The organism is Clostridium sp. SM-530-WT-3G (assembly GCF_012843905.1).
In the GTDB taxonomy this organism is placed as follows: Bacteria; Bacillota; Clostridia; order Clostridiales; family Clostridiaceae; genus Clostridium.
Map to the genome: position 1 here is coordinate 35,757 of NZ_JABAGC010000014.1, position 14,968 is coordinate 50,724.

Annotated in this window: 12 protein-coding genes; 2 read left to right on the top strand and 10 right to left on the bottom strand. The window is 28.8% G+C overall.

Translation table 11 applies throughout. The annotated features are described in order from the left end of the window. Entirely contained in the window at positions 1-819 is an 819-nt protein-coding gene (locus HF850_RS07340) for an ABC-2 family transporter protein (RefSeq protein ID WP_347564414.1), read from the bottom strand. 525 nt (positions 820-1,344) lie between these two features. Beyond that, complete coding sequence (locus HF850_RS07345) at positions 1,345-2,091, bottom strand: rRNA adenine N-6-methyltransferase family protein (RefSeq protein ID WP_169104816.1); 747 nt, start codon at positions 2,089-2,091, stop codon at positions 1,345-1,347. Positions 2,092-2,333: 242 nt separating this feature from the next. Here HF850_RS07345 and HF850_RS07350 point away from each other — a divergent pair, with 242 nt between their 5' ends. Then, positions 2,334-2,663 carry a HesB-like protein gene (locus HF850_RS07350; RefSeq protein WP_169104817.1) on the top strand — a complete coding sequence of 110 codons (330 nt, stop codon included), beginning with the start codon at positions 2,334-2,336 and terminating at the stop codon, positions 2,661-2,663. 84 nt (positions 2,664-2,747) lie between these two features. Here the strand turns inward: HF850_RS07350 and HF850_RS07355 are convergent, their stop codons facing one another. Together HF850_RS07355 and HF850_RS07360 are read right to left on the bottom strand one after the other, a co-directional pair. Beyond that, a complete protein-coding gene (locus tag HF850_RS07355; protein WP_169104818.1) occupies positions 2,748-3,410 on the bottom strand; it encodes a hypothetical protein in 663 nt (220 codons plus the stop codon). Between the two features lie 196 nt (positions 3,411-3,606). Beyond that, a complete protein-coding gene (locus HF850_RS07360) occupies positions 3,607-4,398 on the bottom strand; it encodes a GTP pyrophosphokinase family protein (protein WP_169104819.1) in 792 nt (263 codons plus the stop codon). A 145-nt stretch (positions 4,399-4,543) separates the two neighbouring features. Here HF850_RS07360 and HF850_RS07365 point away from each other — a divergent pair, with 145 nt between their 5' ends. After that, a complete protein-coding gene (locus tag HF850_RS07365) occupies positions 4,544-5,215 on the top strand; it encodes a DUF2225 domain-containing protein (RefSeq protein WP_169104820.1) in 672 nt (223 codons plus the stop codon). Between the two features lie 69 nt (positions 5,216-5,284). Here the strand turns inward: HF850_RS07365 and HF850_RS07370 are convergent, their stop codons facing one another. The 6 genes from HF850_RS07370 to HF850_RS07395 form a co-directional block, all read right to left on the bottom strand. Beyond that, positions 5,285-8,062, bottom strand: a complete 2,778-nt coding sequence (locus HF850_RS07370; RefSeq protein ID WP_169104821.1) for an endo-1,4-beta-xylanase — start codon at positions 8,060-8,062, stop codon at positions 5,285-5,287. A gap of 154 nt (positions 8,063-8,216) precedes the next feature. Further along, positions 8,217-9,761: a glycoside hydrolase family 43 protein gene (locus HF850_RS07375; RefSeq protein ID WP_169104839.1), complete on the bottom strand. Its 1,545-nt coding sequence runs from the start codon at positions 9,759-9,761 to the stop codon at positions 8,217-8,219. Positions 9,762-9,780: 19 nt separating this feature from the next. Then, positions 9,781-10,908, bottom strand: coding sequence for a glycosyl hydrolase family 8 (locus tag HF850_RS07380; RefSeq protein ID WP_169104822.1), 1,128 nt, complete (start codon positions 10,906-10,908; stop codon positions 9,781-9,783). Between the two features lie 43 nt (positions 10,909-10,951). Continuing rightward, the gene (locus tag HF850_RS07385; protein ID WP_169104823.1) at positions 10,952-11,854 is read right to left on the bottom strand and encodes a carbohydrate ABC transporter permease; all 903 of its coding nucleotides are present in this window, start codon (positions 11,852-11,854) and stop codon (positions 10,952-10,954) included. 15 nt (positions 11,855-11,869) lie between these two features. Then, the gene (locus tag HF850_RS07390; protein WP_243159435.1) at positions 11,870-12,733 is read right to left on the bottom strand and encodes an ABC transporter permease subunit; all 864 of its coding nucleotides are present in this window, start codon (positions 12,731-12,733) and stop codon (positions 11,870-11,872) included. 472 nt (positions 12,734-13,205) lie between these two features. Further along, positions 13,206-14,900 carry an extracellular solute-binding protein gene (locus HF850_RS07395; RefSeq protein ID WP_169104825.1) on the bottom strand — a complete coding sequence of 565 codons (1,695 nt, stop codon included), beginning with the start codon at positions 14,898-14,900 and terminating at the stop codon, positions 13,206-13,208. Between the last annotated feature and the right edge of the window lie 68 nt (positions 14,901-14,968).

Sequence of the window (14,968 nt, forward strand, 5' to 3'; positions counted from 1 at the left end):
TCAGCCTCCTAATATAGTTAAATTTTTTATTAATGCTTTATACATCTTTTTCCCAATAACTATCATTATAACAACCCATACTACCTGTTTTACTAACGCTAGATATAATTCTGTTCCATTAAGTTTTCCTAAAAATATCATACATGGAGTAAATATTATTGACTTAAATGGAAAAAAGTCAAATATTTTTTGAATTAGTTGTGGAAAGAACACAAGAGGTATAAGCATTCCTGAAAACAGAGCTGTAACCGCCTCCATTATTTGACATACTCCCCACATATTAATCACCTTAAAAGTCAACAATCCCATTGAGTAATTATAGTAAAAATTAATAATGTATGATAATACTAAGCTAATAAAATATAATATTATATTTAAAATTCCTGGATATTTCCCATACTTAATTGATAATATTAAAATTCCTATAAATCCCCAAATAAATATTAAAACAAAACCATATATAGCACTTCCTAATCCTTCAAAAAACATTCTTTTTTCGTAACTTATAGGCTTTATTAAATTTGATGCAATAGACCCATTTCTAACCTCTCTTGAAACTGTATTGCTCACTTCTGTACTAATCACTAGTTGTGTTAAAAAAGATAACAGGACATATATAATCATATCCTCATAATAAAATCCATTTAATGTGCTATTAGACGAACTTCTATAAATTGCTTTCCATAGATAATAGGTTACTGCAATCATCATTGCATCGCCTAAAATAAACATTATAGTGTTTGCCTTATAGGCAAATTGCCTTTGTAACATATTTTTTGTAAAGGTAAAATATGATTTCATACTTGTCTTTCTATTCACATTTATACCTCTTTTCTATAAATTTTTTTAATTATATCGTCAATACTTGTGTCCTTTAATGAAAAGTCAATAATTTTATATTTATTAATATAAAATTGAATAATATCTGTTGCAGATATTTTATTCTTATTAAAATTAACAACTATTTTTCCCTCTTCAAATTGTGTATTTATATCTTCTATACTTAAATTAAAGTATTCATTTATATCTTTACGAGATGTTACTCCATTTTGTTTTATTTGAATGATTTTATTGCCCCACTGAAGCCTGGATACTTTTTATTCATTTTAAATTCCTTGGTCAAATTCTCTACTCTAATCAAAGCTTCTCCTCCCCCATTTAAAAATGTATTTAGTATAAGTAATCATATACAATAAGCTTATATCACTTCCATTTTTTGTATAAATCAATATGATTATATGCTTTTCGTAATTTATTCTAAATAAAAAAACTAATACAAGAAAAAATCTTCCTGTATTAGTTTCTTTATATTATCTCTAAAATTTTATATGTACCCTAAAACTTTTAATCTGCATTTAATACTTCTTTAAATTTTGCAAGTATTCTGCTTACCTTCTTTTCTCCTAGCGGTTTATAATATTCAATATACCCAGATGACTCTAGCTTTTCATATAAATTTTTGCACATTTCAACCCAGTTTTCAGGTATAAATACCCACAATAATTCCTCATAACTACAGCTTAACAAAAAGTGTTCCATTCCCCAAAATGAATATTCTTCAATATTATGTATTTCATTAAATTTTTTATAATCTTCAACAACCTTAGAAGTTAACTTATAGTTGTATATGTCAACAAAGAAAAAATCAAATGTTTCTCTTTCTGCTTTAAATGCATCACCTTGAATAATTTTAATTTTATCATTCTTCTCAAAATTTTCATTATACATTTGTATTATTTCGCTGCTTATTTCATAAACTACTACTTCTTCAACATTACTTTTACTTGCAATTTCCTGTGCAGTATATCCTAATCCAAGTCCTACGATTCCAACTTTACCTTTTGCAAAGTTTATAGCTTCATAGTCTCCTTGAATTTCTCTAAGATCTAATTTCATTATACATTTGTCATTTTGTTGAAGTTCAACAACATCCATATCATAATTTTCTTTTTCACTATACATATACCCTTTAAATTTTGCTTTTGGTATGCTACTTTTTACAATTTTATAATTTCCACAACTTCTTTCACATATTATATCTCTATACTTATCTATTTCTTTAAATAAGAAGTCCTTATTATACGGTTTCATAAATAATTGCTCCTTTATTAATCTTTCTTATGCTTACAATTTCTATATTCCCTAATTATCAATTATAACATACATATATATTCTGTGTAATTTTTCTAATAATTTATACTTTATTCATATATATCTAAGACATTTTTTGACTATCGATTAAATCCGACTAAAACACTTTGATATTTTTAAAATCATATGATATACTAAAATAAGTGACATTGTCATTGAATTTATATAAAGTAGGTGTTTTTATGAAAAAAATTACTATAAGTGAAGAAGCTTATAATGAATTTAAAGCTTTTTTAGAAGAAAATAAAATAACTGATTTTAATATTAGAATAAATTTCGCTGGTTATGCATGTAGCGGTCCAATATTTAACATATCTATTTCAGAAGGAACTGATGATGATGTTATTGAAACTGTTAATGACATAAACTTTATTATAGAAGAATCATTAATAGATCAGTTTGGTGGATTTATCATATTATCTTCTGAAGAAAATGAAGGTAATGGATTAAGCTTAAAACCAGTAATAGCTCCAGAAGGTGGCTGTGGTGGTTCTTGTAGTGGATGCCACTAATACTACAACTAATCGTTAAATAATATAATTTATTCATAAAAAAACTGCTGTATATCAATTTATTCAGCAGCTTTTTTTATTCTTCTAATTTTCTGCAGATTCAATATTCCATTGTATGTCTGCATAATCATCACTTATGCAATATATTCCATTCAACATATCAATCCAATAATTATTTTTAATTATTTTCTTTTCCTTATCTTTATCCGAACATCCTTTTAACTTTTCAGCATCAAACTCATTAAAATAATCATATATCTTTTTAGACATTTCATCCATAGCCTCAAAACACATTAAATTATCATCTTTTAATATGAGTTTACTTTTTTCATTCTTCATTTCTTTTGTTAATGTTGAATACATATACTCTTTTATCTTTCCATTAATATCATTTTGAATTATTTTATTTGTATCAATTTTTTTTGATAATAAAGTAATGGAATTATCTTTATACTCACTATATTGCTGCCATAATTCAATAATATCAGAAGACATTACATCGTAATTCTTATATAATTTTAATATTTCTTCATTTCTTATATTTTTACTATCGATACTTTTATTTAATATCTCCATATTACTTTCGTTTCTTTGTTTAATATCTTGAATTTTAATATATGATTCCTGTCCAATTCTATATTTATAATTTTCAATCTTATATATACTATATATATTGCCTACTATACTCACAATTAATATACATATTAGTCCAGTAATGATATCAGATTTCTTTAGTTTTTTCCACAAATAGTAACTCCCCCTTTTGTCTCATATATTTTATCATAACCAATTATCTTTGCATATTTTATTTTACAATAAACTTACTTTTGCGATTATACATATAAATACTTAATAGAATTATATTTATACTGCCTTCTATATTAATCTTCTTTATCTAAATAAAAAATCTATGTTTAAGTATAACCTAAACATAGTTTTATAATTAATCCTGATATTTTTCAATTTCTCTTTTAACTGAAAATAGAAGACTATTAAGCTCCCATACTTCTCCTTCTTCTATTAACTTGTTTAATGTTTTTTGATATCTTGCAGCTTCTGCTTCTTTACCTAATGATATTAACGTTAATAAAGAATTCATTATATTCGAAATCAGATGTGATTTTACTTCAAATAACTTTTGAGCATCCTTGATTTCGTCCTTTATTTCTAACATTTCTTCATCAAGTCTAAATGCTGCATCTGCAGAAAGCTTAAGTTTTTCTTTTAACTTTTCTGGTATATGTTGCTTATATTTATAATTTAGCGAATGTTCTATAGTTGCCCAGAAATTCATTGCCAGTGTTCTTATTTGGAACTCAGCTAAAATTTCTACAGGGCCTTCAGCCATATTAACAGGATATTTAATTATCATATGATAACTTCTATAGCCACTTTCTTTTACATTTCTTACATAATCCTTTTCATAAAGAATCTGCATATCTTTTCTTCCTCTAAGAAGCTCTACAACAGTGTCTATATCATCAACAAACTGACACATTATTCTTATTCCAGCGATATCTTCAAGTTCATACCTCACTCTTTCTAAAGGTATTTCAAATTTATTGGCTTTTTCAAGCATACTTGAAACTTCTTTAACTCTTCCTGTCACGAACTCAATTGGAGAATATTCATTTTTTCTTCTATACTCTTTTCTGATTGACCTTAATTTAACTTTCAGCTCATCAACCGCTTGTTCATAAGGCATCAAAAAATTCTTCCAATCATTAATTGCCATAGATACCACCCTTTATTAAATCATTCTCTATTTATTATACCAAAAACTTTAATCTATGTATAATAATAAAATATAATAATCTTATATATCCATATGTGATATAATTTAAATATATATTTACATAACATTATTGAGGTAATTTAATATGAATAATGACGTGATTAACTACTTGTTTACTAAAACTGTAACATGCCCTGTATGTGATTCACAATTTACAACTAAAGTAGTAAAATCAAAATCTCCAAGAATCGAATCCAGGGATTCGGATTTTTTTATCCGCTACTCTTCAAAAGTAAATCCTTATTTTTATGATATTTGGATTTGTAATTCATGCGGTTATTCCGCCCAAAAATCTGATTTTGACACAATTAAAAATTATAGAAAAGAACTTGTTTTTAGTAATATTACACCTAAATGGAAAGCAAGAGAATATCCTATAATACTAGATGAGAAACTTGCTATTGAAAGATACAAAATTGCTCTGTTAAATGCTATGTTAACTGATTCTCCAGATAGCACAAAAGCTATGCTTTCATTAAAAATAGCATGGATGTTTAGACTTCTTGAAGATACTTCTCAAGAAAATATATTTTTAGGACAGGCACTTGAAGGTTTTACAGCTGCCTACTCAAAAGAAATCTTTCCTATTTGTGGTCTACAAAGAGATTCTTTAATGTATCTACTTGGTGAACTAAATAGACGACTTGGTCATAATGATAAGGCTCTACTTTGGTTCTCAAAAACTATAGTAAATACTAATGCTTCTTCTAGAATAAAGGAATTAGCTAGAACTGGTAAAGATTTAATCAATAAATAATTATCAGAAACTAACTTAATATACAGAATAAAAAGAGAGTTTTCCAAGCTCTCTTTTTATTCTTAACTATTAATCAACTAATTTAATATTACCAACATTGCTCACTGTTGACCATGTCATTCCTGTTGGATCTGACCACATAGTAACCCCAATTCTCTTTCCATCTTCAGCATTATTAACTTGAGCATCAAATCCTAAGAATTGATTTACAGCAGCTTTATTTTGTAAAGGAATAGCAACTTCTACAATATATCCATCACCAGTAACTTTAGTTGCTGATTTGAATTTATCCATGTTTCTATTTCCTCCACCACTTTGTTTATTTTCAAAATTAACTCTGTACTGAGCATCATCTCCATCATATGAAGGTGTTCTGGCATTATTTTCATCAATAAATACTTCAACTGAATCTTGTTCATGATCCTTATCACTATCTTTATTTAAATTACTATCTTTTACTTCTAATAATGCATATAGATAATTTTCATCCCATAAAGTTCTTACTTTAGCTTTAGCTGCATCAGAACCTTCTACTTTTAAATCTGTATTAAATGAGTTAGCTGTATTCCAAACTTCATCTATTTCTCCATCCATATTTGGAGTTCCTTTTTTAGCTTCAACATATTTTACTTTACCATCTAATTGAATTTGGCCAAAGTTCTTTACTTCTGGAGCAATACCTGAATAATCATTCCATACTACAGTAGAATTTAAACCATTGCTATCTTGGTCTTCTACCTTAATATCAAAGCCTATTTTACCGCCTATTTCAGGATTAAAATCCTTAATTTCTTTTAAAGGAAGTTTCCATTGAACTTCATATCCATCATTATCAGATTTACATTTAGCAGATTCAGAATTAGAACCATCATTTCTACCTACATTATATTTTATTGCTCCGCCATTTCCATTATCAACATAGAAAGTAACTGAATCTTTATCACTTACAGTTTTATCTTTAACATTTGCTAAAACGTATAAGTTATCTTTATCCCACATAGTCTTAACTTTAGCTGTAGCACCATCAGTATTTTCTATAAATGTATTAACATCAAAAGCCTTAACCATAGACCATTTACTATCGGCATTTTCAGCTATTTTAGGAGTATCATTTATAGCTTTTACTGATTGTTTATATATATCTACTTTAGATGGATCTACTAAAGCATAATAAGCAGGTTTTGCATTTAAATCTCTATCAAAAAGCATAGGTGCATCTAATCTATTATGAACTGGGAAGTTATCTAACCATGTATCATCATCAGAGTTCCCCCATAACATAACTAAATCTAAGTTACCTTGTTTTTTCTCTTCTTTAAATACGTCAAATAATCTCTTATATTGTGCTGCTTGTTGAGCTAAAATTTCTTTTGTTGGTTCTTTCATTTGTTCTCCAGAACCGCTGTACATAGACATATCCATTTCAGTTACTTGAAGCACAAAGTCTCCATCCTTCTTAAATTCCTTTAAGCTTGCTAGCTTATCCATATTTTCCTTCACTACTTGTGCATCAGGACTATACATAGATACATGCATTTGTAATCCTATTCCATCAATAGGTACTCCTTTTTGTAATAATCTCTTTACAAGGTTGTACATTTCGTCTGTCTTTCTCTTGCTTGATTCTAATCCATAATCATTAATTATTAATTTACCTTTTGGATTAGCTTCTTTAGCATATCTAAATGCTAATTCAATGAAATCATCATCATATCCATCACCATCTACATCCCCTATAATAGATGCCCATTTTGAGTTTTCATCATTACGCCTTAATCCTTCCTTATCAGATAAAACTTCATTTACAACATCCCAATAATCAACATCATCTTTATAATGGTTTACTACTGTACTAATATGTGTTTTCATTCTTTCCATTAATAATTCTCTTGATGCTGGTTTTTCTGGATTATTTTTATCTTGGAAGAACCAGTCTGGAACTTGACTGTGCCAAAGTAAAGTGTGGCCCCTAAAAATCATATTATTTTCTTTAGCATAATCACGAAGGATGTCTGCATCATTCCAATAAAAATTTCCTTCTGTTGGCTGAAGAGCATCTACTTTCATGCAGTTTCCACCAACTATTGCATTATACTGATGTGCAATAAATTCTGGATGTATATCATCATATAATAGATCTGGATATATTGCTGCTCCTATTGGAAAGTAATCTTTATATTGATCACTTATTGATTTTAAGTTTCTTTGAAAGTCCTTTTCTGGCATATCACACTTTTCTACAGTAACACCATCTATATAGAAATCAACTTTATCACTATCTTCTGTTTGATCTTTTGGTTTATAAGCCATTTCTATATCCATTGCATATTTAGTAACAATATCTCTCTTAGGAATTCTATAATCACCTTCAATCTTAGCCCATTTTCCTTTTTCAGCTGTAACACTTCCTATTGTTACATATTTAGTACTTTCATTGACTTCATTTTGGAATTGTAAGTTAAAAGTTTGTTTATCTAATCCTTTTGGATCATCATACATTACATATGCAGTAAAATGATAAGCTTGCCCTTTTTCAAGAATATCAGTAAAATCTATCATTGGCCCATGCCATGTTTCTTCTCTATTAGTTATCTTTAATGATTTTGTTCCATCTTTATATTTTGATGAATCAACTACTATATCTGCGTTTCTTCCTGTCCAGTTATCTAAATCGTTTTCAAAAGACTGGAAATAAACAGCCTTTGAATTATCTTTTGTTTCAACACTTGAATCCTTACTATTATCAGTTGCTGCTAAAACCTTCCCCTGAGTAGTTATTGTACTACTTGCTATAATTACTGCTGCCATAATACTTAAAAGTTTAAGATGTTTTCTGTTTCTAATCATTCCTATTACTCCTTTTATAATAAATTATAGTTAAAGATATTAATTAATACTTTAACTTTATTTGACTCATTAATAGTTTAATTAAAATAGAATATCAGTAATTATGAATTTTATTGCATATATCCTTTAACTAATAGTACTTATATTGTTACGATTATAATCTTGAATAATTTAAATATAGAAAATCAGCATAATTACTGCTTTCATTTCCATTGCTAGATGCAAACATTCCTAAAGTACATCCTACAAATCCACCTGCAGTTTCTGTACTTAAAAATCTGCTGTCAACACCTTTAACTAATTCCTTATACTCTTCTCCGTCTAAGCTATAATAGAAATCTAGCTTTTGATTTCTTCCTATGATTTTCAAAAATAATCGTTTTGAAATTATATCAATTTTAGATATAACTTCATCATTTGAATCCTTAGTTGTTACTAATCTCAATATATTTTTATCTAGATTTTTAGTATATTCATATCTCAGATTATACTGGTTATTTTGAATTATTGCTAAACCAGCGCTTTCACCATTAAATTTAGGTTCAAACTCCATCATTGTTGTTAGCACATATTCATAGCTATCTTGCCTTATTCCAATATAACTTGGGCTACATAAATCTTTTATTGTATCCTTTGATAGATTAAGTCTTAAGAAGCCTTCTCTTGCCTCTAATGAATACATACTTTCATCTGGATTACGTAATCTTAAAAATCTATCATCTAGTTTATTTCCGTAAAAATGAAATGATGTACCTCTTTCTTCAAACTTATATTCTTCTAATGTAGTATTTCCTTCAAGTTCTATTTTTCCTATGCCTTCGTTAACAACAGGCCAACCATCCTGCCATGTTACCTTAGCTAAGAAAGTTTCTCTTCCAGTATTGCAATGATCCTGACACTTTCTAACTCCAAGCATAACCATATACCATTCACCATCTTTAGCTTCTACTAAATCTGCATGGCCTATATATTGTATTGGATATTTATTTCCTAAATGTCTATGAGTTAATATTGGATTTGCTTTACATCCTTCGAATCTATCAAAGAGAGTTTTACTTCTTGCTATCATAACGCTATGTTCATAAGCAGTTCCACCTTCTGCTATCATTAAATAATAATAGCCATCCTTTTTATATAAATGTGGTCCCTCTGCCCATACAGAATCTCTTAATGCTCCATTCCATATAGCATAGCTTTCTCCAACTAACTGCATTTTTTCTAAATCAAGTTCTTGAACCCATATTTCATTATCTCCATAATATTTAGGTCCTTCACTTCGATCACGTGTCCCTACATAATATGCTTTTCCATCATCATCGAAAAATAGACTTGGATCGATACCTTGAGCCCCTTCTAAGATATATGGATCTGACCATGGTCCTTTAGGATCTTTAGCTGTAACTATAAAGTTACCGTAGTGAGGTATATTAGTTGTTATTAAATAATATGTTCCATTATTATATCTTAATGTAGGCGCATATACTCCTGCTGAATGTCCTATTTTATCTAAATTTAATTGAGAACATCTAGAGAAAACGTTCCCTATCTGTTCCCAATTAGCTAAATCTTTACTATGAAAAATAGGTACACCAGGAAAATAAGCAAAAGTTGAATTTACTAAATAGAAATCATCTCCTACCGCACATATGGACGGATCTGGATAAAATCCTCTTAGTATTGGATTTTTGAATTCAGCCATATTTTCACCTCGTATAATACTATTTCCAAATCTTATATTTCCCACTTAATGCAAGAAAAGCAAATAAGTAAAGACAATTATCATAATATCTCCTATTTCCTGTTCTTAATGGAGTATTCCAGAGCTTTCTTACACACTCTTCTCTATTATTCCCCTTGCTTGCTGCAAGTGATGCCATTGCATTTGTTGCTATTATAGCAATTGGATGCATGGCCTTTTCATTAATTATAGTTCCATCTATTTCATATACTAAATCATCTTTATCTTTAACTGTTTTACAGAAGAATTTCTGAATCTTATCTACTATATCGGTTTCAAAGTTATCATTTCCAAACCATTCATAAGATAAGCCTAAATTAGCAGCCACTCTATACGAATCACTATAATATCTTTCTCTGTTGTCATATTTAAATGGACTTCCATCATAGAAAGAATATTCTGGTGCTAACCCAGTTTGGCTATGGCAGGCTTTTTTTAAGTATTCTTTACTATTTTCAGCTGCCTCTTTCCAAAATTCTTTATCTTCTTCATTACACCACAAAGCAAACAATTGATAAAAATGCGGTAAATGATATGATGGATCTGTCATTTCAAGACCTGGAACAAATTTTATAAGCTTATTTTCTTTATTCCACATAGGTTGTCCATTCTCTTTCTCTCCCTTATGAATGCAGGTAGATAGCAACTCTCTAGCTTCTTTTGAATAATTATATATTCCTTCTCCATCTCCCCATCTATGAGATGCAAAGAACAGAGCTAAAGCAAAATATTCTTCTCCATCTGGCGCAGGTCCATCTGCATTTTTAGTTCCATCTAACTGTACTGACCACGCAAAATAACCTTTATTAATTCCCTCTTCTAAATACATATATTTTTTTGCAAAATTCCAAAGAGAATCAAATTCTTTTTTCATATTATTCTGTACACACATCATCATTCCATATGACATACCTTCAGTTCTAGCATCGTTATTTCCAGTATCTACTATACATGCTGTTTCATCATCTAATATGTGATATATACACTCATCTTTTGTTCCATAAAACAAAGTATCATATATCAGCTTTAATTTATTTTCTATTTCATACTCTGTATATCCATATTCTTTAAATACATTAGAATACTTTGATGTTTCAAATGCATTCATAGCTCCAGCTCCTATTCTATAACATACTTTTTATATTAATATATCATTCTTTAACTCCACCAATTGTAAGACCTGTAACAAAGTATCTTTGTAAGAATGGGTAAAGACAAACTATAGGTAAAGCTGTAACTATTGTAATTGCTGCACGGATTGATGTTGGTGTTACCATAGCTGCATTAGCTGAATTCTTCATTACTTCAGCACTTGTACCTTGAGTTGTTGTTGATGATAACAATTTCATAAGTTCGTATTGAAGAGTAGTTAAATTCTTATTAGCTGAACAATAAAGCATTGAATCAAACCATGCATTCCATTGTCCTACTGCTATAAATAATGCTACAGTTGCAAGTACTGGTTTACATAATGGTAATACTATCTGAACAAATATTCTAAATTCTCCTGCACCATCAATCTTGGCAGATTCAATTAAACTATCTGGAAGACCATTTATATAAGTTCTTATAACAATCATATTAAATGCGCTTACTAATCCTGGTAAAATATAAACCCAGAAATTATTTAATAAGTGTAATTCTTTAATTAAAATATATCCTGGAATCATACCTCCACTTACATACATTGTTAACACAAACATAAAGGATAATTGTTTATTGAAAATATAGTTTTTTCTACTAAGTACATAAGAAAGCATTGCTGTTAAAAATAATTGTAAAAATGTTGCTATTACTGTTCTACCTACAGAAACTATAGCAGCTTGTTTTAAATTTTGGTTTTGGAAAACAGTCATATAATTCTTCATTGTAAAGGATCTTGGCCATAAATGGATTCCACCTTTTACTGAGTCCATACCATCATTAAATGAAACTGCAATTGTATTTAAAATTGGATACATAGTAACTATTAAGAATAGTATCATAAATATTGTTATACATGTATCTACTATAATATCTTCCCTTGTTCTCTTTAAAAACTTCTTATTACTCATACAATATTCCCTCCCCTAGAATAATCTTTCTTCACCTGCAGCTTTTGCTATCTTATTAGCTATAAATATAAGCGCTACACTTACTATACTCTTAAATATACCTGCTGCTGTTGCTAATGAATAGTTATTTAATCCTATACCATATTTCAATACAAAAATATCAATTGTTTGAGATACCTCTTGTACTAATCCATTTCCTAATAAATATTGAATTTCAAATCCAGCATTTAATATATTACCTACATTCATAATTAATAAAATGCATATTGTAGATTTGATTCCTGGTAATGTTACATGAAGTATTTTTTGAATTCTTCCTGCACCATCAATTTCTGCTGCTTCATATAAATCTGGATTTATTGCTGTTATAGAAGCTAGGTATATAATACTTCCCCATCCTACTTCTTTCCATACATTTGTAAGACCTACAATTCCCCAGAAATACTTAGGTTGAGCAAAGAAATTAATTGGCTGGCTTATAAAATGAAACTTAAGTAATAATTCATTAATAATACCTGTTGAAGGTGAAAGAACTTCTGAAACTATTCCAGTTACAATAATCCAAGAAAGAAAATGTGGTAAATACGATACTGTTTGAGTAAATTTTTTAAATAATACATTTTTAACTTCATTTAATAATAACGCAAATAATATTGAACACACAAAACTTAAAGTTAAATTAATTATACTCATACATAATGTATTTCTTAAGATTTTTAAAAAGTTGTCATCAGAAAATAAAAATTTGAATTGATATAATCCAACCCATGTTTGATCAAACAAGCTCTTAGCTGGATTAAATTTTTGAAATGCCATTAACCATCCAACTAATGGAGTGTAGCAAAATACTATTACATAAATTACAAATGGGATAGACATAAATATTAGACTCTTTTGTTTTTTGGCTCTTTCAAGAAAACTTTTCTTTTGATTTACATTTACATTTAAATTTGTTACTTTTGTTTGTAAGTTTCCCTCCATACTAATAACTCCCTTTCTAATTTTAAATTCTTATATTATATTTTAAAACCCAATAAATACATTAAATTTTTAATATTTAATTTAACCCCCTCGTACTGTTTTCGTTTACATTTAATGGGTGATTATGTATATAATCAATGCATAATTCCCAATGTCCCCCTTACAATATAATTTTATCATCATGATTTTTTGTCAACAACCATACAAATTATATAAAAAATACCATAAATTATATTATCATTTCAATACTCATTTCATCATGATGTATTCGTCTTCTATACAGCTAATATATAAAGGCATAATATACAAAAAACTGGCTCTCATATATAGTAAAGCCAGTTTTTTAATTCTTTTATTAATATATTATTAATTACTTATCTGAAAATTCTTTAATTCTTCTTTCAACTTCTTTTGTTAGAGCATCTAAGTATGCTCCAGTATCTGCTTGAGTAGTTAATGTTTTTGTATATTCGTCCCAAGTTTCTTCAAAATTTGATGGATCTGTCATTATAACTTTTGGAAGCCATTGTTTCTTGATATCATCCATCTTTGTATATGCTATTTTAGCAGGTGAATCTGCATTTAAGTTGTTAACATATGACCAGATTGGATACCATGGTTCATTTTCTTCATCTGAAGGATCATTCATAAAATCTGCAAATGTCTGATATCCATAAGCATCTAAAATTTTCTTATCTGTATCAGTTAATGTTGCACGGAATTCTCCTGGTTGTTCTGCTGGTGATATAGCATTCTTACCATCTGCCTGCATTCCTTTAAAATTAGGGAAATATGAATATGCACATAGATTTTGTCGAGCCCATTCTTGGTCTTTAGCATTATTTCTTTGTTCTTCTGTTCTATAAAATAAACCATTTTCATCTACTTTATAGTCTACATCTTTTTCTCCCCATGCTCTTAAAGCAACTACTTCTGGACTTAATAAATCATTTATGAACTGTAATGCACCTTCTACATCTTTACAGCTTGTAGTTATAGCAAGTCCAGCACCACCATTAAAATCTGGCTTAGTTCTATAATGAGGTTTAACATTTGCATCTAAAACAATTGGTAGTGGAACCCAAGTTCTTTCATCTTTGCCTTCTTGTAATAATGCATTAGTAGCATTATCAAATTGCCATTTTTGGTCTACCATACCAAGCACAGCTCCAGTTGATAACTTAGAAATATATTGGTCGTAGTTTGCTGTAAATGTTTCTGGATCGATTATACCTTTTTTGTATTCTTCTCCAAGTTTCTTATAATATTGTTTTGCTTCTGGTAATGTTTCATAAAGTTTTGCTTCATGAGTAGTTTTATCAATTACAGCTTTACCGTCGTTAGGATATCCAGCTAAGAATTGAGGTGGATTTTCTAAACAGAAATATTTAGTATCGTAACTTAATATTTCGAAACCAATTGTTGGTTTTCCATCGATTGTTGGATGTGCTTCTTTATATCTTTCAATTAAATCAAAGTATTCGTCTAATGTTGTAATCTTAGGATAGTTAGCCCATTCAAGTACAGCTTTTTGTATCCAGAATGCTTCTCCACCTTGAGTTGTATCAGTTACTTTTCCTTGAACTTTACTAAATTGAGGAATGTAATAAATCTTTCCATCTGCTTGTCTACAACGATTCCATTCTCCTTTAGTAAGATAATTTGTTATATTAGGATATTTTCCACTTTCTATATACTCATCTAATGGTATAAGAGCTCCTGCATCAACAAGTGATTGAGTACCATCTCCACCATCAATGAAATCTGGATATTCACCACCAGCTACCATTACACCTATTCTTTCTTTTGGAGTTTGTCCTGTAAGCCATGTTTCATCAACTTTAACTCCTGTTTTTTCAGCAATTAAATTCTTTACCCTGTTATTATCAGGTATTTCCTTACCAGCAGTTGCAAAAAATGCTGTAAAATGCTTGTACCCATCAGAATCTTTTGATCCACTTGATGCTGAACTTCCACCACTTCCTGCAGTACTTCCACATCCAACTAAGCAAGTTGTTGCTAACATTCCAGAAAGAAATAATGATAGTAACTTTCTTTTATTCATAAAAACTCCCCCTACAAATGTTTTCGTTTACAAAAGTTATATTTTGTTTTTTTGTTAATTTTTGTTTA

Coding starts and splice junctions, on each gene's coding strand:
- HF850_RS07365 (WP_169104820.1), top strand. CDS start 4,544: ATGAATAATGACGTGATTAACTACTTGTTTACTAAAACTGTAACATGC.
- HF850_RS07385 (WP_169104823.1), bottom strand. CDS start 11,854: ATGAGTAATAAGAAGTTTTTAAAGAGAACAAGGGAAGATATTATAGTA.
- HF850_RS07380 (WP_169104822.1), bottom strand. CDS start 10,908: ATGAATGCATTTGAAACATCAAAGTATTCTAATGTATTTAAAGAATAT.
- HF850_RS07375 (WP_169104839.1), bottom strand. CDS start 9,761: ATGGCTGAATTCAAAAATCCAATACTAAGAGGATTTTATCCAGATCCG.
- HF850_RS07395 (WP_169104825.1), bottom strand. CDS start 14,900: ATGAATAAAAGAAAGTTACTATCATTATTTCTTTCTGGAATGTTAGCA.
- HF850_RS07350 (WP_169104817.1), top strand. CDS start 2,334: ATGAAAAAAATTACTATAAGTGAAGAAGCTTATAATGAATTTAAAGCT.
- HF850_RS07370 (WP_169104821.1), bottom strand. CDS start 8,062: ATGATTAGAAACAGAAAACATCTTAAACTTTTAAGTATTATGGCAGCA.
- HF850_RS07345 (WP_169104816.1), bottom strand. CDS start 2,091: ATGAAACCGTATAATAAGGACTTCTTATTTAAAGAAATAGATAAGTAT.
- HF850_RS07390 (WP_243159435.1), bottom strand. CDS start 12,733: ATGTCTATCCCATTTGTAATTTATGTAATAGTATTTTGCTACACTCCA.
- HF850_RS07360 (WP_169104819.1), bottom strand. CDS start 4,398: ATGGCAATTAATGATTGGAAGAATTTTTTGATGCCTTATGAACAAGCG.